Source organism: Flavobacterium humi, assembly GCF_004745595.1.
GTDB lineage: Bacteria > Bacteroidota > Bacteroidia > Flavobacteriales > Flavobacteriaceae > Flavobacterium > Flavobacterium humi.
On record NZ_SRLH01000007.1, the window covers coordinates 183311 to 207573 of the forward strand.

General features: G+C 41.4%; 21 protein-coding genes. 20 read left to right on the forward strand and 1 reads right to left on the reverse strand.

The annotated features are described in order from the left end of the window. Positions 1–6 precede the first annotated feature (6 nt). The 3 genes from E4635_RS13340 to E4635_RS13350 all read left to right on the forward strand — a co-directional run bounded on the left by E4635_RS13340 (position 7) and on the right by E4635_RS13350 (position 5214). The gene (locus E4635_RS13340) at positions 7–1971 is read left to right on the forward strand and encodes a polysaccharide biosynthesis protein (protein WP_135527193.1); all 1965 of its coding nucleotides are present in this window, start codon (positions 7–9) and stop codon (positions 1969–1971) included. Between the two features lie 69 nt (positions 1972–2040). Then, positions 2041–2838: a polysaccharide biosynthesis/export family protein gene (locus E4635_RS13345; RefSeq protein ID WP_135527194.1), complete on the forward strand. Its 798-nt coding sequence runs from the start codon at positions 2041–2043 to the stop codon at positions 2836–2838. A 9-nt stretch (positions 2839–2847) separates the two neighbouring features. Further along, positions 2848–5214: a GumC family protein gene (locus E4635_RS13350; protein WP_135527195.1), complete on the forward strand. Its 2367-nt coding sequence runs from the start codon at positions 2848–2850 to the stop codon at positions 5212–5214. A 46-nt stretch (positions 5215–5260) separates the two neighbouring features. Here the strand turns inward: E4635_RS13350 and E4635_RS13355 are convergent, their stop codons facing one another. After that, positions 5261–5995: a tyrosine-protein phosphatase gene (locus tag E4635_RS13355; RefSeq protein WP_135527255.1), complete on the reverse strand. Its 735-nt coding sequence runs from the start codon at positions 5993–5995 to the stop codon at positions 5261–5263. 160 nt (positions 5996–6155) lie between these two features. On the opposite strand from E4635_RS13355, the gene E4635_RS13360 reads away from it, so the two are divergent. The 17 genes from E4635_RS13360 to E4635_RS13440 are packed head-to-tail and all read left to right on the forward strand — an operon-like array spanning position 6156 to position 24251. After that, entirely contained in the window at positions 6156–7025 is an 870-nt protein-coding gene (locus E4635_RS13360) for an ABC transporter permease (protein WP_246020790.1), read from the forward strand. A 40-nt stretch (positions 7026–7065) separates the two neighbouring features. Continuing rightward, positions 7066–8352 (forward strand): ABC transporter ATP-binding protein, encoded by a 1287-nt coding sequence (locus E4635_RS13365; RefSeq protein WP_135527196.1) that lies wholly within the window; start codon positions 7066–7068, stop codon positions 8350–8352. Between the two features lies 1 nt (position 8353). Then, entirely contained in the window at positions 8354–9172 is an 819-nt protein-coding gene (locus E4635_RS13370) for a class I SAM-dependent methyltransferase (RefSeq protein WP_135527197.1), read from the forward strand. A 1-nt stretch (position 9173) separates the two neighbouring features. Then, positions 9174–10079 (forward strand): glycosyltransferase family 2 protein, encoded by a 906-nt coding sequence (locus E4635_RS13375; RefSeq protein WP_135527198.1) that lies wholly within the window; start codon positions 9174–9176, stop codon positions 10077–10079. Positions 10080–10107: 28 nt separating this feature from the next. Further along, complete coding sequence (locus tag E4635_RS13380; protein ID WP_135527199.1) at positions 10108–11058, forward strand: DUF6625 family protein; 951 nt, start codon at positions 10108–10110, stop codon at positions 11056–11058. After that, on the forward strand, positions 11058–12083 hold the full coding sequence (locus E4635_RS13385; RefSeq protein WP_135527200.1) for an acyltransferase family protein: 1026 nt from the start codon (positions 11058–11060) through the stop codon (positions 12081–12083). Before E4635_RS13380 ends, E4635_RS13385 begins: the two co-directional genes overlap by 1 nt. A 16-nt stretch (positions 12084–12099) precedes the next feature. After that, on the forward strand, positions 12100–13224 hold the full coding sequence (locus tag E4635_RS13390) for a polysaccharide pyruvyl transferase family protein (protein ID WP_169630269.1): 1125 nt from the start codon (positions 12100–12102) through the stop codon (positions 13222–13224). Between the two features lie 7 nt (positions 13225–13231). Next, a complete protein-coding gene (locus E4635_RS13395; protein ID WP_135527202.1) occupies positions 13232–14377 on the forward strand; it encodes a glycosyltransferase family 4 protein in 1146 nt (381 codons plus the stop codon). Further along, positions 14374–15501 carry a hypothetical protein gene (locus E4635_RS13400; protein WP_135527203.1) on the forward strand — a complete coding sequence of 376 codons (1128 nt, stop codon included), beginning with the start codon at positions 14374–14376 and terminating at the stop codon, positions 15499–15501. Before E4635_RS13395 ends, E4635_RS13400 begins: the two co-directional genes overlap by 4 nt. After that, positions 15501–16529, forward strand: coding sequence for a glycosyltransferase family 4 protein (locus tag E4635_RS13405; protein ID WP_135527204.1), 1029 nt, complete (start codon positions 15501–15503; stop codon positions 16527–16529). Before E4635_RS13400 ends, E4635_RS13405 begins: the two co-directional genes overlap by 1 nt. A 23-nt stretch (positions 16530–16552) precedes the next feature. Further along, positions 16553–17461: a glycosyltransferase family 2 protein gene (locus E4635_RS13410; RefSeq protein ID WP_135527205.1), complete on the forward strand. Its 909-nt coding sequence runs from the start codon at positions 16553–16555 to the stop codon at positions 17459–17461. A 41-nt stretch (positions 17462–17502) separates the two neighbouring features. Further along, positions 17503–18597, forward strand: coding sequence for a glycosyltransferase (locus tag E4635_RS13415; RefSeq protein WP_135527206.1), 1095 nt, complete (start codon positions 17503–17505; stop codon positions 18595–18597). After that, positions 18597–19670, forward strand: a complete 1074-nt coding sequence (locus E4635_RS13420; RefSeq protein WP_135527207.1) for an acyltransferase family protein — start codon at positions 18597–18599, stop codon at positions 19668–19670. Before E4635_RS13415 ends, E4635_RS13420 begins: the two co-directional genes overlap by 1 nt. Continuing rightward, positions 19657–21030 (forward strand): asparagine synthase-related protein, encoded by a 1374-nt coding sequence (locus tag E4635_RS13425; protein WP_135527208.1) that lies wholly within the window; start codon positions 19657–19659, stop codon positions 21028–21030. The genes E4635_RS13420 and E4635_RS13425 overlap by 14 nt, the downstream gene beginning before the upstream one ends. Further along, complete coding sequence (locus E4635_RS13430) at positions 21030–22205, forward strand: glycosyltransferase family 4 protein (RefSeq protein WP_135527209.1); 1176 nt, start codon at positions 21030–21032, stop codon at positions 22203–22205. Before E4635_RS13425 ends, E4635_RS13430 begins: the two co-directional genes overlap by 1 nt. Beyond that, entirely contained in the window at positions 22202–23371 is a 1170-nt protein-coding gene (locus E4635_RS13435) for a glycosyltransferase family 4 protein (RefSeq protein WP_135527210.1), read from the forward strand. The genes E4635_RS13430 and E4635_RS13435 overlap by 4 nt, the downstream gene beginning before the upstream one ends. After that, positions 23358–24251, forward strand: a complete 894-nt coding sequence (locus E4635_RS13440) for an FkbM family methyltransferase (protein ID WP_135527211.1) — start codon at positions 23358–23360, stop codon at positions 24249–24251. The genes E4635_RS13435 and E4635_RS13440 overlap by 14 nt, the downstream gene beginning before the upstream one ends. Positions 24252–24263 lie beyond the last annotated feature (12 nt).

The window sequence follows — 24263 nt, forward strand, 5'->3', positions numbered from 1 at the left end:
TTTACTTTGGAGATAGAAGAGAGAGCTAAAATAAAATCTATTTTACATCAGATAGTGATGTTCAATACCAAAGCAGGATTAAGCTTAAAAAATTTAGGATACTTACCTCGTTGGGTTATTCTTCTTTTTGATATTTTAGCCGTGGGTTTTTCAGGAACACTGACGTTTTATTTGCTTAAAGGCATAGGACTGAGTTATTTCATTCCTTTTTACGGCTTCAAGATAGGGCTTTATTTCGGGGTTAATATTTTCTTTTTCTGGTGGTTTAAAACCTATTCCGGGATTATCCGGCATTCGTCGTTTTTGGATGCGATTAAAATCCTGCTCTCACAAACTTCCGTATTTGTAGTACTGGTTACGATCAATGTGGTTTTTTCTGTTTTTAACCGTGAAAACCTGTTTTTGACTACCGCTCTGTTGATAAATATTATTTTTTCCTTTTTCCTTCTGTTCCTTTACCGCGTTTTGGTAAAGCAGTTTTTTGAAGTATATATCAAAGGGTTCAACGAAGGAAAATTGGTCAGGGCCATAGTATACGGTTCCGATGCCAATGCTATTTCCGTATCCAATGCTTTGGTTTCGGAAGTGCCTACACGTTTTAAACTGGTAGGGTTTATCGACAAATACAATTTGAACGAATCCAAAAGGATCCTGGATTTGCCTATCCTGAACCTGAAGAAAAAGATATCGGTTATTATGCGTTCCATGAATGCGGAAGCCCTGATTATTGCAGATAAAGGGTTGTCAAAAGACGAACAGCTGGCCATTGTAGACGAATGCCTCGAATACAACCTGAAAGTTTATACCGTCCCGCTTATTTCCGATTGGGAGAACCAAAAAGAAATTTCGAAAAAAATCAAAAGTTTCCAGATTGAGGACTTGCTCGAACGCAAGCCAATTGTGCTGGACAACAAATCGATTTCATCGCAAATCAAGCGCAATGTCATCCTGATCACTGGTGCTGCGGGTTCCATTGGAAGCGAAATCGTGCGGCAGGTTATTGATTTCAATCCGGAACTGTTGCTGGTTTTGGACCAGGCGGAAACACCTTTGCACAACCTTACTTTAGAAATCCAGAAATTAAATTCCAAAACCAAAATCGTTTCCGTAATTGGCGATATCAGGGACAAGGCCGGCCTGGAAAAAATATTCCAGAAGTACAAGCCCAACCTGATTTACCACGCGGCGGCTTACAAGCACGTGCCGCTTATGGAAGAGAATCCTTCGCAGGCTATTTTTGTCAATGTGATGGGAACGAAAAACCTGGCTGACCTTTCGCTGCAATACGGCGTGGAAAAATTCGTGATGGTTTCTACCGATAAGGCGGTTAACCCAAGCAATGTTATGGGTGCCAGTAAACGCATCGCCGAGAAATACGTGCAATCCCTTTATTTTAGCGAGCTCAAGAAAAATTCCGATACGACTAAATTCATTACGACCCGTTTTGGGAATGTGTTGGGTTCCAATGGTTCGGTGGTGCCGCTTTTCTCCAAGCAAATCGCAGAAGGAGGACCAATTACCATTACGCACCAGGAAATCATCCGGTATTTTATGACCATCCCGGAAGCCTGCCAGCTCGTTCTGGAAGCCGGAGCGATGGGAAGGGGCGGCGAGATTTATATTTTTGATATGGGCAAACCGGTCAAAATTTATGACCTGGCCACAAAAATGATACGTTTGGCAGGATATGTCCCTGGAAAAGATATAAAAATAAAGATTGTTGGGTTGCGCCCGGGCGAAAAGCTATACGAAGAATTATTGAACGATACTTCCAAAACACTGCCTACGCATCATGAGAAAATCATGGTGGCGCAAGAGGAAATAGACAATCATCATTCCGTTGACGAATCGATTTACGATATTATCGAAGCGTCCTGCAAATATGACAATAATATAGTGGTTTCGAAGATGAAACTTCTTGTCCCTGAGTTCAGAAGCATGAATTCAGCTTTTGAATTTTTAGATAATTAAATAAAAAACCGTGCAAATAAGAAGCTTTTTTATTCAAAAATGTATCTTTGTATGCCAAATCAAAAAAAAATGAAAAAAAACTGCATTTATAACTACTTGCTTTTAGTGCCTATAATTTTACTTACTTTTTCATGTAGTCAGAATAAACAAATCGCATACTACCAGAATATCGACCATATGGCCAATGAGCAAAGCGCCATGTCTTATGAGTCAACCATCCAGCCGGATGATTTATTGATGATCATCGTTTCGGCACCTGATGCGGAAGCGGCCCTGCCTTTCAACCTGGAAACTACAAACGTGCCTTCCATGGCAGGACAGTCCGGTTTGGCACAACGCCAACAGCAATTATATCTCGTGGACAAGAACGGGATGATTGATTTTCCTGTTTTGGGATCTCTTCAGATTGGCGGCAAGACCAAAGTGGAAATGGTGGCGTTTCTTAAAGAAAAACTCAAATCCTATCTTAAAAACGCTATCATAAATGTCAGGATCATGAACTACAAGGTGTCTGTGCTCGGAGAAGTAGTCAGGCCGGGTTCGTTTAACGTAAACAGCGAAAGGATCACATTGCCTGAAGCGTTGAGTTTAGCAGGTGATCTGACCATTTACGGAAGAAGGGAAAACGTGATTCTTGTTAGGGAAGTCAACGGGAAGAAAACGTTCAACAGGATAGACCTGACCAAAGCGGATTTCATTAATTCCCCATATTATTACCTGGCCCAAAATGATTTGATCTATGTGGAGCCGAATAAAGCCAAATCAAATACGTCATCTGTTTTTAATCAGAATATACCTGTTTGGATATCCATTGCCTCTTTAGTGTCTTCGGCGGTTTTTTCCATTTTATTAATTAATAAAAATTAAGCATCCTCCATGCAAAACAATATTCCAAATCATACAGAAGACAATTCCCTACATTTACGTGACCAGCTGTTTAAATATTTAATACACTGGAAATGGTTTTTATTAAGTCTTTTGGCTTTTTTGATCCTTGCAAAATTATACCTGCGTTATTCGGTACCTGAATATATTGCCCAGACGACCATATTGATCAAGGATGAGGATTCGGGCGGGATTGCATCGGAGCTTTCGGCATTTAAGGATTTAGGATTGCTCTCGGGAGCCAAAAACGATATCGATGATGAAATCGAGATCTTGAAATCCAGGACATTGGCGGAAAAGACCGTTAAGGCAGGAGAATTCAATATTTCCTACATCTCAGAAGGGCGTATCAAGTCTTCCGACGCTTATGGGACAAGCTTTTTCAATATTGATTTTAAAAGAAAGAACGAAGACTTTTACGCGAAAGACACCATTATCAATATTAATGTATTGTCTTTTCAGAAATTCGAATTGTTCAATCAGGAAAATAATTCTTTAGGAGTTTACAAATTCGGGCAGCTCATTAAATCGAAAGTTTTAGGGGAATACGTCGTAAACAGAAAGGCCCTTTTGGTAGAAGACGATAAGGCGCTGGAGGAAGTAAAAGGGAAAACGATCGTTAGGCTATCGTCCTTGAAAAACGCGACGGACAGTTTCAGGAGCCGTATTAATGTTGTCCCGCTGAACAAGCTGACCAACGTTCTGGAAATTTCCTGTATCGATCAGGTAAGCGAAAGAGCCATAGATTTCCTGAATCTTTTGGTAACGATTTACAACAATGATGCGATTACCGATAAAAACATGATTTCTGAAAAAACGGCGCAATTCATCAATGAGCGATTGGGTATCATTACCAAAGAGCTTGATGGTGTCGAGAAAGATGTAGAGTCCTATAAAAAGAACAACAAGATTACAGATTTGCCTACTGAGGCTGAATTATACCTGCAGAATGCAAGCGAATTCAAAAAAAGTTCGCTGGCGGTTGAAACGCAATCACGCATTGTAGATATGATGATTGATTTTATGCATACCAATAAAGGATCGGATATCATCCCGGCCAATATTGTGCCGGAGGACAATGCTTCTGCCGCCCTGATCGCAGACTATAACGGCCTGGTTGTGGAAAGGGACAGGATCCTGAAAAGTTCCACAACGGAAAACCCGATTGTTGTAAGGATGAACGATAAGATCAAGGCATTACAGTCAAGTATCGGCGAAAGCCTTAAAAGACTCAAGTCTACGCTTGCTGTAAAAAGCACCGATGTGAACAGGCAAAGCAATATTTTGGGCGGAAGGATATCTCAAATCCCAAAACTGGAAAGAGAGTACAGAGGGATTTTCAGGCAACAGCAAATCAAGGAAGAATTGTACCTGTACTTGTTTAAAAAACGAGAAGAAACTGCGATAACGCTTGCCGGGACAGCACCTATTTCAAAAGTGGTGGATTCTGCCTATTCTTCGGATGCTCCGGTATCTCCTAAGAAATCATTGTTTTATATGATCGCTTTTATCATGGGGATTTTTGTTCCTGCAGCAGTTATTTATTTGCGTAATTTGCTGGATACCAAAGTAAAAACAAGATACGATGTGGAGCGCCTTGGTATTCCGTTTATCGGGGATGTGCCGCATTCGGATTCGCATAATGAAATCATCCAGTCTAACAGCCGTACGAGTTCTGCGGAAGCGATCCGGATTATACGCACCAATTTGGAGTTTATCCTTAATTCGGTAGAAAAGAACAGGGCCAAGACGATTTTCATGACTTCGACCCTTCCAAAAGAAGGAAAAACATTCATCGCGGTCAATTTAGCAGCTACCATTGCCATTTCAGGTAAAAAAGTATTGCTGATCGGAATGGACATCCGTAATCCGAAACTGGATGAATATATCAAATTACCATCAAGAGGTCTTACGAATTATCTTTCCTCAAGTGATGCGGTCCTTAAGGATTTTATCGTAAGGCAGAAAGATTACGAGCATTTTGACATCTTGCCGGCCGGGGTTATCCCTCCAAATCCTGCCGAATTGCTGATGAGCCAAAAGGTGGAAGCGATGTTTGAGCAGTTTAAAACCGAGTATGACTATATTGTTGTAGATACCGCGCCGGTGAGTCTGGTTACCGATACGTTGCTGATTTCTAAAAATGCCGATACTTTCATTTATGTGGTACGTGCCAATTATTTGGAAAAAGCGTTGCTGAAAACGCCGGAAGTGCTTTACAGGGAGCAGAAATTGCCGAATATGTGCGTATTGCTTAATGATACGGATACAATCAACGGATATGGATATGGTTACGGGCAGGAAGTGGTCAAAAAGCCATGGTACAAAAAGATATTCAGTTTTTCTTTCTTTGGATAAGAAATGAAAAGGAATCTATAAAAAAAAGAGGCATTTGCCTCTTTTTTTATGTAAATAACTGATTTTTCTGAATGGCCTCCTTAAGCGGCACTATGTCCTTTAGTAATACTTTTTTGTTAAAGGCTTCAATATGTTTTTTATGGTGGATGTCTGAACCTACAAAGTCGATCAGTCCTTTTTTTAGTAATTTCTTTGCTGTTTCCGCCACAGCTTCGTTATAATATCCTACAGTAGACAGTAAATTTACCTGGAACAGGCAACCGGCATTTTTTAGTTTGAGGTATTCGTCAAAATTCTGATGGTAAAAAGCGTAACGTTCCGGATGGGCCAAGACAGGCTTGTAGCCGGCAACCTGCAAATCAAAAATAATGTCATACAATTGGATCGGCGCATTTAGATAGGACATTTCAACCAGGACGTATTTGTCTTTCAGGGTCAATATTTCCCCTTTTTGGAATAGGGAAACAAAATGGTCATCCATTAAATATTCGGCGGCAGCCTTAACGGGGATATTGATATTGTGTTTTTCCAGGTCAGCGACCGTTTTGGTTTCGTTTGTCTGGATGCTGTCTTTCGAATTGTCCCAAAAACCGCTGAAGATATGCGGGGTTGTGATTACTTTCGAAAACCCAAAACTTTTCATGCTGTTTATTAGGAAAAGCGTGTCTTCAAAAGTCTGGGCGCCATCGTCAATGCCGGGCAAAATATGGGAATGGATATCGATATGGTTGTCGGGGATCAGGTCCCTGAGTATGGATTTATTTTTCTTGAAAAACAGCACTTTGATTTGGATTAAAATAGGTTTATTGCAAAAATAAGGTTTATCTCCGACATTCGGCCATGTTATTTTCAAGTTAACATTTGCCGGGTTATTTTTTGGATTTTTTGCTTCACTATTTCAATTAAAGTTATAGTTTTACCGAAAAAATATTTTAGATTTCGTGGTTACAAAAAATGATGATAAAGATGCGTGGTTGTTCGAAATTACGCCCAAGAATGACTTTTTTTCACTACATCTCAAAGAAGTGTGGCGTTACAGGGATTTACTGATGCTTTTTGTAAAAAGAGATGTTGTAACAGTGTACAAACAAACGGTTTTAGGCCCATTGTGGTACCTGATACAGCCTTTGCTGACCTCGGTGATGTTTACCCTAATCTTTAATACGGTCGCAGGGATCAATACCGGGACAACACCTCCTTTTTTATTCAACCTGGCCAGTATTACCATTTGGAATTATTTCACTTCCTGCCTCAATGATACGTCCGATACGTTCAAAAAGAACGCTTCTATTTTTGGTAAAGTCTATTTTCCGAGGGTAATCATGCCTATTTCGGTGGTTGTTTCCAACTTACTGAAATTCGGTATCCAGTTTATCATTTTTATCGTTTTCTATATTTATTTTTATTGCAAAGGAGCAGATATAAGCCTTTCGTTTTTGGTTTTGCTTTTTCCGTTGCTGGTTGTCCTGATGGGTGTTTTAGGATTGGGCCTGGGAATGTTTATTTCTTCTTTGGTCACAAAATACCGTGATTTTACGTACCTGATCGCTTTTGGGGTACAATTGCTGATGTATATTTCGGCGGTCGTGTACCCAATGTCGCTAATCCAGGAAAAAATCCCGGGCTACGGATGGGTGGTGCGTTACAATCCTTTGGCTTATATCGTTGAGACGGCCCGTTACCTGTTGTTGGGAGTCGGAGAAGTATCCGCTTTAGGGCTGGCCTATACGGTTGTAGTCACCATTGCCGTTTTCTTCGTAGGATTACTGTTTTTTAATAAAACGGAAAAACGATTTATAGATACGGTTTAAAAATAGGTTCAGGAAGAATGAACCAGCAGTTTAAGAATACATGAGCACAAAAGATATTATATTAAAAGTTGAGAATATATCCAAGCAATACCGCTTAGGGCAGGTAGGGACTGGCACGCTTTCCCATGACCTGAACCGATGGTGGCACCAGGTCAGGGGTAAGGAAGATCCTTATTTGAAAGTCGGTGAAGTCAATAACAGGAATATCAAAGGCAACAGCGATTATGTCTGGGCATTGCAGGATATTACTTTTGAAGTAGAAAAAGGAGAGGTTTTAGGGATTATTGGGAAAAACGGTGCAGGAAAATCCACGTTGCTTAAAATACTTTCCAAAGTGACCTCGCCTACAACCGGAAGCATCAAATCCAGAGGACGGATAGCGTCTTTACTGGAAGTTGGAACCGGTTTCAACCCGGAACTGACCGGACGTGAGAACATTTACCTCAATGGAGCAATTTTAGGGATGACCAAAAAGGAAATCGCTTCCAAACTAGACGAAATTATTGAATTTTCAGGTTGCGAACGCTACATCGATACACCGGTTAAACGGTATAGCAGCGGTATGACTGTCCGCCTGGCATTTGCAGTAGCGGCTTTTCTGGAGCCTGAAATCCTGGTGGTCGATGAAGTCCTGGCTGTTGGTGATGCCGAATTCCAGAAGAAAGCCATCGGGAAAATGCAGGATATTTCCAGGGGAGAAGGAAGGACCGTCCTTTTTGTGAGCCACAATATGGCAGCAGTAAAAAGCCTCTGTACCAAAGGAGTTGTTTTGGAATATGGCAAAGTTGTTTTTTCAGGTGATATTGATGACGCTATTGATGAATATTTCAGGAATGCAGACCAGACGGCCAGCAGGGAATGGCAAAAAGAAAACGCCCCAGGCTGTGATTTTCTGAAATTATTGAAAGTCAATGTGTTTGCTTCGGGCCAGGAAGTTTCGCTCAATCATTCCATTTCGGATGACATCAAAATTGAATTTACCTACGAAATCCTAAAGGAAGACCAGCTCTTTACGCACGGCTTTAACCTATTCAATAGTCACAATATCCATATTTTTAGCTCACACGATAAAAATTCGGAAACACTGACAACACCCTTGAAAAAAGGAATCCATAAAAAAACAATTACCATTCCGGGCAATTTCCTGGCTGAAGGCGGTTATACCTGCAGTTTCGCCATCATGAGGTACAATCCTTTCCATGTCGAATTCCAGCAAAGGGATATCGTGGCCTTCAATGTAATTGATGAAGTTAGTACAAATACAGTAAGAGGAAATTATTCCGGGCATTTTCCGGGCGTAATACGTCCTCAATTAAATTGGGAATAAAATGAAAAAAAAATGGACGGGAGAAAGATTGGAAACCTATGTATACACCAGGGATACCATAGATCATTTGCACAGGTACGCCATCATTTCCAAATATGTTGAAGGAAAAACAGTCCTGGATATTGCCAGTGGCGAAGGCTACGGGACAAACCTGATCAGCCAAAAAGCGGCATTTGTGTACGGTGTAGATATCGATGCAGCATCCATAGCGGCAGCAAAGCAGAAATACCAAAGGGAGAATATTGAATTCCTCGAAGGCAGTACCGATGCGATTCCTTTAGAAGACCACACGGTTGATGTATTGATCAGTTATGAAACGATCGAGCATCACGACAGGCATGAAGAAATGATGCAGGAGGCCAAAAGAGTCCTAAAACCCGGCGGGATAATGGTTATTTCTACGCCTGACAAATATTTTTACAGCGATAAAAGGAATTTTAAGAATAAATTCCACATCAAGGAACTTTATAAAAATGAGTTCTTGGATTTGATTTCAAAATATTTCAGTAAAACCCAGTTGCTGAACCAAATGTTCGTAAACGGGAATTCCATTATCAATGATGATGCGGCTTCCTTAAAATCGGAAGTGGTTACCGGCGATTTTTCGGCCATTACTGAAGAAGAAAAAGAAGGGACTTACCTGATAATAATCGCCTCCGACCAGGATTTTGTGCAACAGGGGCTTTCCATATTCAACGGAAGCAATGTAACAAAAATGGAAGAAAACAAATTGGCGGCGCATTTTTTAAACAGTTCCACATACAAAACAGGAAAATTGGTACTTGCCCCGTTTATGTTCTTAAAAAAGCTGGTAAAATAAAATGTTAGCTATAATTGTCCCTTATTATAAACGTACTTTTTTTGAAGATACACTAAAGTCATTGGCCCATCAGACCGATAAACGATTTAAGGTGTATATCGGGGACGATGCCAGTCCGGAGGATTGTTCCTCCTTGTTAGAGGATTATAAAGGCACTTTCGATTTCGTTTATAAAAGATTTGAGGCAAATATTGGCGGTAGTTCGCTGGTAAAACAGTGGGAAAGGTGCATCAGCCTTATCGGCGATGAACAATGGATTATGATCCTGGGCGATGATGATTTTATCGGGCCCAATCTCGTTAGTGCATTTTATTCGCATTTTGATGTATTCAACACGAAAACATCAGTAGTGCGTTTTGCCAAACAGCTTATTTTCGAAAAAACAAAAACCGTTGGCGAGGTGCAGCTGCATCCGGTTTGGGAAAAAGCTTCGGATTCTTATTACAGCAGGCTGACAGGACTTACCACAAGTTCGTTGTCTGAATATGCCTTTACAAAAGAAACCTACCAAAAGCATGGTTTTTTCGATTATCCTTTGGCATGGCACAGCGATGATCGTGCCTGGTTGGAATTTTCGGACGGACAACCCATCTATACCATAAATGAAGCCATCGTTACCGTGCGGAGTTCTTTTATAAATATTTCGGGGAAATCAGACAACAGGGAACAGAAAAGCCGGGTAGTGGTTACTTTTTTCTGGTTTTTGGTAAAAGAAAAGCAGCATCTGTTTGACAAAAAGCAATGCATAAGGATCATGAGGGAATACGAAAACGCCATCAGGAGAGTGGGGGCATTTACCGCTAAAGATGCCTTACGGTTACTGCCTTTTTATATTAAACATTTTGAAACAAGGACTTTTATAGCGTTTGTAAAAAGAAGTGTTAAATCGATTATTGGAAAGCCATAATTATCAACAATACTATAGTTAGCTCAGAATGAAATCAATCCTGCTGATACTGCCTTATTTTGGGAAATGGCCCGTTTGGGTTGATGCCTATTGGTTGTCTGTGGCCAAAAACAGCTCCATTGACTGGCTTATCATAACGGATTGCGACATTCCGGAAGACTATCCGAAAAACATACGCTTCGTGCCTTCCGCACTGCAGGAATTGAGCAGGCATGTCAATGAGGTGACCTGGGCAGATGTTCCATTAACACCCAGGAAATTTTGCGATTTGAAACCGGCATACGGGGATATTTTCAAGGAATACACACAAGGATATGATTTTTGGGGATTTTGCGATATGGATATTGTCTGGGGAGATATCAGGAAATTCATTACCGATGATGTCCTGGCACAATATGATATTATCTCAAGCCGGAAAGAAGCGGTGTCCGGGCATTTCAACTTGTTTCGGAATTCGGCTGGAATCCGTGAGTTGTACCGGGAAATACCCGACTATAAATCCTTGTTTGAACAACCTAAATTTATGTGGTTTGACGAACAAATACTAACCCATTACCTGTTGGCAGGTTTACAGGAAGGATCAGTAACACACAGGGTTTTTTGGCCTGAAATCCTGCTTAACCAGGAAAAAGGGATCGATTCCCGCCAGGAATACAGTTTGGATAGGTGGCTCTGGAAAGACGGGAAGATTTTCGAAGTAAAACAAAACAACCAGTTAAACGAGGTCATGTACCTGCACTTTATCAACTGGAAAAAAAGCATGAGAAGCTGTGAGGTGCGTTTTGACCATCCGGCCAACAGTTTTTATATTTCCTATACGAGCATCCACTTACACAAACATTCCGGTTTTGCAAAATGGGGCAATAAGGTCAAAAACCTTTACGATGGCTATTATGTCCGTTTGTGGAGGAAAGAGAACAGTAAAAAAATCAGGAAGATCAAAAACAAGATAAGCTATTATTTAAAACGGACCCGATAATGTTTGGAGTATTACGAACCCTACTGGCCATTTATGTGGTATTGCTGCATATATTCGGTTTTCCTACTTTGGGGAATTATGCCGTTTCTTTCTTTTTCATCTTATCCGGGTTTCTAATGACCCATGTGATGCAAAAATCCTATAGCTATGATTTTTCAGGGATACGATTATTTTGGGCCAATAGGTTCCTGAGGTTGTATCCAACTTATTGGCTGGTATTGCTATTGAGTTTGTTGGCTATTGTACTGTTACAGGGCCAAGGGCTGAACCCGGCCATGTTTTTCCCTTCGTCGGTTAAAGGATGGTTTTCGAATATTTCGATGCTTTATTTTGATATTGTCCCGCATAGGGTAAAGCCAAGGGTTGTCCCTACCAGTTGGGCCCTGACCAATGAGCTGGTTTTTTACCTCCTTATTTCCCTGGGGATATCAAAAAACAGGACAAGGACTTTTATTTGGTTGTTTTTCAGCGTGTTGTATTATGTAGGAACGTATTTCCTTTATGATTTGCCAACTTTCCGCTATAGTGCGATTCCGGCTTCTTCTTTACCGTTTGCCATAGGTGCGGCATTGTTTTGGATAAATGAAAGGCAAACTTGGATAAAAGGGAATATCAGTCTTATAATCCTGCTGATGGTGCTATTCAACCTAAATGCAATATACCTGGCCAATACGGGCGAAACATGGTATACCGAACTATCCATTTACATCAATTATATCCTTTCGGCCTGCATCGTATTGCTTTTGTTCCATATAAAAGCCAATGCGAAAACCAAACGATTGGATACTCTCATCGGCTATTTCAGCTACCCGGTGTATTTGTCCCATTACCTGATCTGTGCTGTTTATATTTATTTTTTCGAACACTACCATAATGGGGAATATAAATTGAAAACCGATGCGTTGGCAGGTTATTTCCTAGCGCTTTTTGCCTTCTGTGCCCTTATTGTTTATTTTGTAGATATTAAAATCGACAAGTACAAAAGGAAGCTGCATGCGGCCAGGAATTCAAAAGCAAATAATTAAGTCATACATTTGTAAAATGCTACAGAATCTTACCCATTACATAAAAGTCATACAACAGGAATTTATCATGTTCCCGCAGTTGTTCCGCTATACGGTTTCTTCAAAAAAGAAAGCGGTATACGTAGGATGCACAGGAATGGGGAACCTTGGTGATGAAGCGATCCTTACTGCCCTGGAGAACTATATATCCGGGAAATTCGTCCTTTATGAAATACCTTATAAAACCCCCAAAGCCGGCCATATACTACGAAAATGGTTCCTGAAAAAGCCGGACCTGATTATCCTGGGCGGTGGAACAATCATCAAAAAAGGCAAAAAGGAAAGCTACCTGAAAATCATAAACGACCAGATAAAATTATATCCCAAAGCGCAATTGGCTGTTTTGGGGCCGGGCGTTGCCGATGAAGGCTTTGCCGGGAATTTTGGGCTTTCCATCGATACGGAAAGCTGGAAAACTTTTCTGGATGCCTGCAGTTTTGTAAGTGTCCGGGGCATTTTATCCAAAAAACAGCTCGAAAAATGGAAGGTGAGCAGTGAAATCAATATTTTCCATGATCCGGCCGTATATTACGCCAGGACATCGGTCATGCCAAAAACGAAAAGTAAAAAGATAGGCATTAATTTCGCCTACATCGGCAACAGGATTTATGGAGAAAACCCGAAGCTAGTAGAAACGTTTGCCAAAGAAATCGTATTACGCCTAATCCGGGACAACTGGTCGGTTTATTTGTATCCTACCACAAAATCAGATTTGGACTATATGCTCAATGGGATTGGTTTGAAAGAATTGGAAGGAATTTCCATCTATGAAGACTACATTGATATCGAAAAATCGCTTTCTTTTATTGAATCCATGGATATTTTCCTGGGCCAAAGGCTGCATTCGATTATATTTGCGGCGAATACGGGTACTCCTTTCCATGCCATTGAATACGAGCCTAAAACAAGTGATTTCCTACTCACGACAGGGTTTGAGGGTTACACGACAAGAACTGATGCGCTCGATGTGGAAGAAGCCCTGCAAAGAATTTCAGCCCTCTATGCATCTATAAACCAGGAACAACAAAAAATTGCCGGCCTGATGCAGGCTGCTCAAAAAGAACAGAAGCAATGTGTCGAAAAATTGCTGTCCAAATATTAAAACACACATGAAAGTTACCTTATTACATCCATTTACACCAAAAGCAGCGGGAGTTGTCGAGAAAAGCGTACCTACTTACCATAGCCAGCCGCATGTGAAGGCGATGGCGAATTTGGCGCAGCAAAAAGGGTACAGTTGTGTGATGGAATATTTTACTTCAAAAATGTTCCGGTATTCCACTTCGGACGCTGTTTTGAAATGGGATTTCTATCCTGTCCGGTTTACGCTTAACGGCGATCATAAAAAATGGAAAAAACAAGTGTCCAATGCCTGTTTAAAACAATACGAAAAAGAAACGCCTGATGTAAGCATCATTAATATGTCCGGTCATTCAAGCCCGTTTTCCTACGAGTTGTCCAAAGTTATTTTGCAAAAAGGGAAAAAATACATTGCGATGCTCGGCGGCCAGCATTATACCGATAATGCATGGTCCAGGGAATATTACAAAAATGCCGACCATATTTTAGTGCATACCAACATGCAGAAAAAAACCATGGAGGAAATGGACATGTTCCGCAACCTTGATATTAGGGTTTTCCCGTTGGGTGTGGATTGCACTGTTTTTGTTCCTGGAAATCAATCTGCAAATGCATCGGATGCTCCCAAATTATTATATGTAGGAAGGATCGTAGAATGGAAAAGGGTACACTTGGCCATCAAAGCACTGCATGCCTTGGTGCAAAACGGTTTCCCGAAAGCAAGCCTGAACATAATTGGGCCTACCAGCTCGGAGAATTACCTAACAGAATTGAAGGAGTTGGTACAAAAATACGATCTTTCCAAAAACGTCCATTTCCTTGGGCATAAAGAACATGCGGATTTGCCGAGGTATTTCCAGGAGGCCGATTTGTTTACCCTGCCCAGTGATAAGGAAACTTTCGGGATGGTAATGATTGAAAGCATGGCCTGTGGTACACCGGTTGCCGGGATTGATTGCCCGGGCGGTCCTGCAGATGTAATTGCCAATAACAGAGATGGTTTGCTCGCTTCCCCGGAAGACTATCCTACTGCTGTCCTGCAATTGTTTAAGAATGAAGGATTGCTTAGGGAAATGCAATCCAAAGCCAGGGAGAAGGTTTTGGAAAAATACAGTATTGAAGAAACCACCCGGGTTTTGTTTGCATCCGTAAATTCAGCGTTGAGCCCAAAATGAGCCATATCCTTGTAAAAATATATACCCCTCAGGAATTAAACCATTCTTCGTATATCCAGACAGGTTTGTTTGAGCTGGAACGGGAATCTTTTTTAAAGACTGAAGTCGTTCTTTCATTGGCCAAACGCCTGGGAACCATTCGGGTTACCGAATCTGGGCTGAACCACACCAACCAACCGCATCCGAAAACTTCTTTTTATGAGTTGACCGATGTAAAATCAGGAAAGAAAATAACCTTTGCCACAGATTTGTACGATGCTTCAGATTCTTTTTCGGCCTATGCCCTAGAACATTGCGATTATGTGTTCAAGCGAAATTTCGAAGCCAAAAAAATCGAAAAACTGCCTGAAGAAGCAAGGCAAAAGATCCATCCGTTGGGTTTGGTTTTCGGAACCCATTCAAAATACCAAAAACAAAGTTATACGTTTTTGTTGGGATTATTGCTGGCCAATCTCAGGATTGATGCCAAACCGGACAGGAACTTTTTGAAAAGGGTTTGGTTTTCCTACCGCAAACAGATGAGCCACTGGAAGTTTACCCGGACAAGCCGTTTGATCGGGCAATTTGAAAAAATAACCCCTTACACCGAAAATTCGATTTTGTTCCAAACCCGTTGTTTCCAGTCGGAAGAACAGGAAGATGTGCGGCAGATACACGGGCAGCGTTATCGTATTATTTTAGCGTTGAAGGAAAAATTCCAGGAAAAATTCAAGGGAGGCATCATCTCTTCGCCAATGGCTGCTGAAAAATATAAAGAGGCACTTACCAATTTGCCAACCGACCCTGTTTCGTACCTGAATTTGGTAAAAAACGCCAAAATAGTCATTTATACCCGTGGATTGCTGGATTCGCCGGCTTGGAAGATGCCTGAATACCTTTCGCAGGGCAAGATAATTGTAGCCGAAAAGTTAACAGCAGAATTGCCTGTTCCGCTGGAACATGGAAAAGAAGTGTTGTTTTTTGACCAGGAAAGCCAGATAATCCCTTTGATTGAAGAAGCCCTGGAAAATAATGCCCTTTGTGAAAAACTGTCCCGAAATGCCAAAAAATATTTCGATACGCATGTGCATCCGAAGGAAAATGTGCAAAGAATCCTTACTTTTATGCTTAATTCGAAAGAGTAATGGAAAAAATTATCATACACCATCGCTCCTCACACCATGCCAGTAATTCCGGCTATGGGAGATTGATTGATTATATGGATGCGGCAACCATTCCTTCCGGGAAAAACAGCCTGCCATATAAGATCACAAAGTTTGTTTCCAAAAGAGCCGACCAGAAATCCGGGATGTACGATTCGACCAGCGTCATTAAAGATTGGGAATTGATCCGTAAATTGTCGTTTTCTAAAAACCGGGACAGGATGGTCCATTTCCTTAATGGCGAGCGGGATATTCGGTATGCATTGATTGTAAAGTCTTTGTTTTCCAGAACCAAGGTCTGCGCCACTTTTCATAAACCACCGGAAATTTTATCGGAAACCATACAAAATACACAATACCTGAAAAAACTTGACGGCGCCATTGCCGTTGGGATCAATCAGGTGGATTTTTTGAAAAACTGGCTCAATTCGGATAAGGTTGCTTTTATTCCCCATGGTGTGGATACGACTTTCTTTACTCCGGGCCAAAGCCCAAAAAAGGAAAACACAATCCTCTTCGTAGGACAGCATCTCAGGGATTTTGAAGCCTTGAATTATGCGATTCCACGATTGAAAGAACAAATTCCGGGAATAAAAATCAACGCAGTGCTGCGGCGTGATTTTGCCCATAAGATTGTGGCCAACGATGCTGTTACCGTATTTTCGGGATTGGATGATGAAAGCTTGAGAAGTTTATACCAGGAGGCGGCCCTTTTATTTTTACCTTTAAAAAACGTAACGGCCTGCAATTCCATCCTGGAAGCCATGGCGTGCGGTTTGCCAATCGTATCGACGGACCTCGAGGGCAATAAGGGTTATGTGAAAAATAATTCAGGAGTATTAGTGCCTGCTAACGATAATAAGGCTTTAGTAGATGCCACCCTAACGTTGTTAAGAAATAAGGAAGGCCAAATCGAAATGGGCCAAAAGGCAAGAATGGAATCCCTGTCTTTCGAATGGGAAAAAGTAGCTGGAGAGATTTCCGCTTTTTATGATGATTTGAAGAGTTAATTACAAAACAGCCATTACGCTATATGAATTTAAAAGTATCTGTAATCCTGCCTATTTACAACGGCGAAAAGACATTGGCCAAAACCCTTGAAAGTTTGCTGGATCAATCGTTTCAGGATTTTGAGTTGGTTGCCTGTATTGATGGATCCAAAGATAATTCGCTGGAAATCGTAAACAGTTTCAAAGATAAATTCAGGAAAACTACTGTTCTGATCAATGACAGCAACCTTGGGTTAGGGCCTACAATGAACCGATTGGTAGCTTCGGCACAAGGTGACTATATTGCGGTGGCAGAACAGGACGACTTCTATTATCCGGACAGGCTGGCTTTGCAAGTCGGGGTTTTGGATACGATGCCTCAGATAGGATTGGTTTCAGGGATTTCAGATTTTTGGGACGGTACTAAAATCGGGATGCGGTTCCCCGGCATGTTGGTCAGTGGGAAGCAATACCCGAAAAAAGAAGAAATGTTTTTGTTGAATTATAAAAAACAGATAAAAGTTGTCAATAGCGCCATGATGTTCAGAAAAGCCGTTCATGTCAATCATGGGCTGTATTTCTCAAAACATTATCCGAGCATTAGCATCGATTGGTCTTATATATTGCGGTTTTGCCTGGTTTCGGATATTCACGGAATACATCAATCGCTGGTTTTGCTCGACAGGAGGGATGACAGGAATTCCGTAACATCCAATAAACTAAAACAGTATGCCGCTTCAAGGGAACTTATCCGGTCGTTTTACTATGAATTTCCTAATCTGATCGGCAGAAAAGACTATAAATTTGCTATGACAACGCAATATCTGATGGAACTTTCAAGCTTTAAGGCCTATCAGTTCCCGTTTTATTTCCTCAGGTTTTTTATCCAAAACCCTACAGACAAAAGATGGCTGCATTATTTGTTAAAGAGGATAACAAGGGTTTTTAAATGATAAAATACACATCGAAAGTGTCAATAATAAGCATGGTTTGAATGAAAAGAAACGCGAAAAAAATTAAGGTACTGTATACCATACCCAACTTTGATACTGCCGGAAGCGGTAAGGTTTTGTATGACCTGGCCAAAGGATTGGATAAGGAAGGATTTGAAGTCGAAATTGCCTGCAACAGCACAAAGGGAGCTTTCTTTGCTGAAGTGGAAAAATTAGGATTGCCAATACACATTATCGAAATCACAAAACCTTTCCGCCCGTATTACAACCTGGTTTTCCGGATACGTCCATTTAAGGATTTTATCAGGAAAAACAAGTTCGATATTGTACATTCCTGGCATTGGAGCAGCGATTGGACTGAAGCCCTGGCAGCACGTTTAGGCGGAGCCAAATTTATCTACACCAAAAAGGCCATGACCTGGGGCAATATCCATTGGAAGATAAAGAGTTACCTGAGTAATTTCATCATTACCATCAATGAGGAAATGAGGGGTTATTTTCCAAACAAGAAGGAACAAAAACTTATTCCGCTGGGTTTGGATACACAATATTATGATCCTGGCCTGTTTCCAAAAAAAGAAAAAACCGCTGTTTTCAAAATTATTACCGTGGCCAACCTGGTCCCTGTTAAAGGAATCGAAGTATTGATAAAAGCGATTCATCAGTTAAACAATCCTTCGGTTTGCCTGGAAGTCTTAGGCGATGACCGTGACGGATATGCAGACGAATTGAAAAAAATGGTCAGGGATTACCAATTGGAAAACCAAATAGCTTTCTTAGGAAAACATACGGATGTAAGGCCGTTTTTGGCCCAGGCAGACCTCTATGTCATCCCAACATTAAATTCGGGAAGAAAAGAAGGAATGCCAATGGCGCTGGTAGAAGCCATGACTATGGGAATACCGGTTTTAGGCTCCGACATTTCAGGTATCAATTTTGTACTGAAAGATTTCCCCGAATTGTTGTTTGAGGCTTCCAATACGGAAGAATTGTGCCAAAAGATCAAGGATTCTTACGCCATGCCGGAAAAGGAACGTGAGGAAATCCGCGAACAGCTAAGGAATTACTGCATAACACACTTTTCCTTTGATACTTTTATAAAAGCGCATCAGGAACTTTACAATACCATTGCTTAATGAACAAAGAAATTACCAAAAGGATACCTTCTCTGGACGGTCTTCGGGCCATCTCCATACTCCTTGTCATTTATGACCATGCCTTCAGGCCTTCCTTGCTAAATGTCGGATATTTGGGAGTTACGATTTTTTTTGTCATTTCGTCGTACCTGATTATCCAAATCCTGCTTAGGGATATCGAAAAAAACAGGTTCAGTGTAAAAATGTTTTATTTTAAAAGAATCTTCAGGATATTCCCGGCATACTATACCTATCTGGGTGTCCTCTTTTTGGTCTTGAGTTTTTTAGGCTTATTTAAATGGTCCCAATTTTGGAGAGCTCCTTTTTTCCTGGTCAATTACCAGCCCAGGTCCGATTGGGCTTTTCCGCAATGGTTTGTCGGACATACCTGGTCTTTGGCTGTGGAAGAACAGTTTTATATTCTCATTGCATTGCTTTTTATTTTCGTGAATAAAAAAATCCTGGGCAAAGGGAAATTGCTGCTTATATTGATTGGTATTATTCTCATTGTACCCTTAATCAGGGTTTCCTACCTGTATTTTGATTGTATACCAGATATCCTTAAAGGCTCAAACCACCGCTCCTTCGAAACGGTAGCCGATGCTTTGGCTGTTGGAGGTATACTGGCCATAAAAGGAAATGATTTGAAAAACCATAAGTGGTTTCCTTTTTTCAAAAACAAGGTTGGGTTTTTAGTTTTAATCGTACTTTTAATGATGCTGTTAAACAGTCCGGATGTGGTTGCAATGTTTGGGTTAAAACCTCGTTATCTGTATAACCTGGTTGGGCTCACCACTATAAATATCTGTGTTGGGATCATCATTATGGTACTCGTACATTCGTCAAAAGAATCACTATTATCCGGATTGTTAAACCATAAAATAATGACTACCATAGGTTTATGGAGTTATTCTATTTATTTGTGGCAACAGATATGGCTTTATTCATGGGATTTTCCATTGGTTTTTAAATGTATCGGGATCTTATTGTGTTCCGTTGCTTCGTATTATTTGGTTGAAGTAAAATTCTTAAACTGGCGTGATGCTTTTTTAAAAAGAAATGAAAAACTGTAAAACACCAATCATTCCGCACCAACCTGTTTTTACAGGCGAAAAAAAAACATTCGACCGCAAAGCCATTTGTGTTTTTGCCGCTACCGGATTTTTTTTGGATGATGATACCTATTATAAAGAGCAAAAAGTGGTAAGGCCTGCCCATGAGTATACTATTGAAGGCAATGCGATTGTCACTGGCGCTCCGTATTTCAAATGGCATTACAATCCCATTGAACGGCCGCTGGAGCAAATCGTGCAGGAATTTGCCGTTTTGTTTGAAAGCATTATCAAAGAACAAGTAGGGGATAAAAAAGTAATCCTGCCTTTATCCGGAGGATTGGACAGCCGGACACAGGCTGCTGCATTACATTACCTGGGCAATGAAGTGCAATCCTATAGTTATGCTTTCGAAGGAGGCCATGACGAAACCTATTACAGCAGGAAAATTTCGCAGGCATGCGGTTTCCCGTTCCTAGAGTGGAGGGTGCCACAGGGCTATCTATGGGATACCATTGAGGAATTGGCAAGCCTTAACGGCTGTTATTCGGAGTTTACACATCCACGCCAAATGGCTTTTCTGGACCATTATGCCGCTATGGGCGATATTTTCAGCCTGGGGCATTGGGGCGATGTCTTATTTGATGATATGGGTGTTCCCGATGATTTGCCTTTTGAAGAGCAGGTAAAGGTACTTTCTAAAAAAATCATCAAAAAAGGCGGAATGGAATTAGCTGAATCCTTATGGAAATCCTGGAAATTGGAAGGTGATTTCAGCAGTTACCTAACGCACAGAATAGAAGATCTGCTTAAAGGAATTAACATCCCCACTAGCGCCAATGCGCAAATACGGGCCTTCAAAAGTTTGTATTGGGCTCCCCGATGGACCAGTACCAATCTTTCTGTTTTTGAAAGCCAAAAGCCTATTGCATTGCCGTATTACGATAACAGGATGTGCGAATTTATCTGTTCTGTCCCTGAAAAATACCTGGCAGGCCGCCAAATCCAGATTGAATACCTGAAAATGAGGATGCCGTCTTTGGCTAAAATAACCTGGCAGGAGCACAGGCCTTTCAATTTATACCATTACCAATGGGACAAGCGCCCTTGGAACTTACCATATAAAATCATCGATAAAATCAAACGTAGCGCTGCTCCCCAAACGTTAATACAGCGCAATTGGGAATTGCAGTTTGTGGGCCCGGCCAATGAGAAAAAACTCGAACATTGGCTTTTTGACAATCCTGATTTTTCAAAATGGATTGATCCTGAGGTAGTTTCCGGTTTTTATCATAAGTTTGCTAAAGAGAATCCTGTATACTATTCTCATTCGGTGAGTATGCTGCTTACACTTTCGTTGTCTACCAAACAAAATTCATAATGGCTTCAGGAAAAATCGCCATATATTCCGGAGAAATCCCTTCAACGACCTTTGTGGAGCGTTTGATTGAAGGCCTGGCAGCCTCTGGTTACGAGGTATGCCTTTTCGGACAGCTAAAGCGGAAAAAAGATTATGCAGGCCGGGTAACCACAATCGGTTATCGCAATACCTTAGAAAAGTTGTGGCATTTTGTATCCTATTCGGTTTTACTGACGGTATCCAAAAGCAAAAATAAAAAGAAACTGGACCAGCTCTTGGCCCGGCAAAAAAAGAATACCATCGCCCACAAGGCCAAATATTACCCTGTATTATACCATCACCCGGATATTTTCCACCTGCAATGGGCCAAAAGTACCGGCGATTGGGAATGGGTGCAGGAATTCGGGATAAAACTGGTGTTGAGTTTGCGGGGGACACATGTTACCATCAGCCCCATCGGGGATTCCCATTGGGCTCGTTTGTATAGGCATGCTTTTCCTAAAATAGATGCTTTCCATGCCGTATCCAACGCCATTGGCCATCTCGCGGAACAATACGGAGCGGATCCGGCCAAGATAAAAACGGTTTACAGCGGAATGGATTTCCAAAAACTGCCGTTTGTAGCCAAAGACAAAATAAATACACCGCTAAAAGTTATTTCCATAGGGCGCTCGCATTGGGTAAAAGGATATCATTATGCCCTTGATGCCTTTGCCCTTCTGCAACAGCAATCCTCTCTTTTTGAATATACGGTTATCGGTATTGAAGCGACAGAAGAACTGCTTGTCCAGCGCGCCCAGTCAGGCCTTGAAAATAAAGTCCATTTTGTAGGGCAGATCGCTTTCGATTCAGTTTTGCCAACTATCCGAAGCGCAGATGTTGTATTGCTTTCCAGCGTTGAAGAAGGCATCGCCAATGTGGTGTTGGAGGCGATGGCATTGGGGACATTGGTTGTCTCGACAGATTGCGGTGGAATGAGCGAAGTAATTACAGATGGCGAAAACGGGTTTTTAGTGCCTGTCCGGAATCCTTTGGCCATAGCCGAAGCCTTATTGAAAGTTTCGGGACTATCATTACATGAATACCAAAAGATAGCCGTGGCAGCCAGGAAAACTGTCGAAAACCAACATTCCCAGGCTAAAATGATGGCAGATATGGAAGCTTTATACCAAACTGTTTTAGAAGTATCACCATGAGAATAGGCTTAGTTTTACCCGCAATACCGGCATATTCCGAAACCTTTTTCGTAAATAAGATAAAAGGCCTGCAGGCTCATGGACATGAAGTGATCCTTTTTGTGCACGCTAAAACCGGACAGTCTTCTTTCGAAGGGGCAAAAATAAAAACTTCCCCAAAATACGGAAAATCAATATCGGGAACGGTAAAGGCATTAGGGCAACTTTTGCTGGTTTTAGGACATGTCCCGGCTGTTCTCCGATTTTATCGTTTGGAACGGAAAGGAGGCATCGCCGCACTTACCATATTAAAACGAATCGCAGCCAATAGCCATTTGCTTTCTGCACAACTGGACTGGCTCCATTTTGGTTTCGGGACTATGGCGCTCGAAAAGGAAAATATCCCCGGGGCAATCCGCGCAAAGATGGCAGTGAGTTTCAGGGGCTTCGATTATTATGTGTATCCGGTAAAAAACCCGGGGTGTTATGCCAGGCTTTTTTCCAAAACAGTTACCTACCATGTGCTTTCCGAAGGGATGAAAAAAGGCCTGATTGCGCAAGGCATTCCAACTGCAAATATCGTCAAAATCACACCGGCCATAGATGTGTCAAAATTTTCCGCCAACAAAGCCCAGCCTATACAAAAGCAAATTACCATCACCACTGTGGCCCGTTTGCATTGGATCAAAGGATTGGAATATACATTGGAAGCCCTGGCGCTGCTAAAGCAAAAAGGATTTTCGTTCCGGTATACCATTGTGGGCGATGGCCCTGAAAAAGAGCGTTTGCTGTTTGCGGCCCATCAATTGGGAATTGGCGAGAACGTAATTTTTACCGGGAAAATAACCCCGGATGAGGTGCGCCGGAAATTGGAAGAAAGCTCTTTATACCTGCAGTATAGCATCCAGGAAGGTTTTTGCAATGCCGTGTTGGAAGCACAGGCCATGGGAAAACTTTGTATTGTCAGCGATGCGGAAGGTTTGGTTGAAAATATAGTAGATGGCAGTACAGGATATGTGGTTGCCAAAAGAAATCCTGTATCTTTGGCCAACAAGATTGCGAAGGTTCTTTCGCTAACAGCCGAAGCACAAAAAGAGATTGCCGGAAATGCAGCCGATAGGATCAGAAAAGAGTTTTCAATCCAGGTACAATTAAAACAATTTGCCAGATTTTATGAAGGTCATTAAGAAAATTAAAAGCAGGTACACGCAATTTCAATCGCACCCCGTCACAAAAGGGGAGGAATGGAAAGGGTTGTATAAATATATAGAATTCAATATCAAAAACAGGATTTTTAAAGAAACCATCCACAATTGGATAGGCAACCTCAAATTCATTGCCAGAAAAGGTGATGCAGGCATTGTGGGAAACATCTATTTTGGGGTATACGAGTTTGAAGAATCCCTTTTTTTGCTGCATTTGCTTCAAAAACAGGACACATTTTTGGATGTCGGCGCTAATTTGGGCCATTACTCATTATTGCTTTCGGGTACTAAAGGTTGCCGGTCTATCACCATTGAACCCGTGCCCAAAACATACCGGCAATTGCTCAAACAGATTCAACTGAATCATTTGGAGGAACTGATCAGCCCTTTCAATATAGGCGTTTCTAATTTTGATGGGGCATTATATTTTTCAACCGATAAAGGGACAATGGACAGGATTGTAAGCGAAAGATATAGAAATGCGGTCCAGGTACCCGTTTTGAGCCTGGATTCCATACTCACGGAACAAGTGCCCCTGGCCATGAAAATTGATGTGGAAGGCCACGAAAAACAAGCCCTGGAAGGAGGTCAGGCCATCTTAAACGACGAGAGGCTCAAAGTCCTGATCCTGGAAATAAACCAATCCGGTGAAAAGTACGGCGTTTCCGATGACGAAATATATACCAAAGTCCTGAGCTTCGGATTTAAGCCCTATGCTTACGACGTCGCGAACAGGCAACTGGTAAAACTGCAGAGTTACAATAAAGCCCAGTTCAACACCATTTTTATCAGGGACGAAGAATTTGTCACCAACCGATTGAAAAAAGCAGACCTGGTGACCATCAGGGGCAGGAAATTTTAACCGAACCTATTC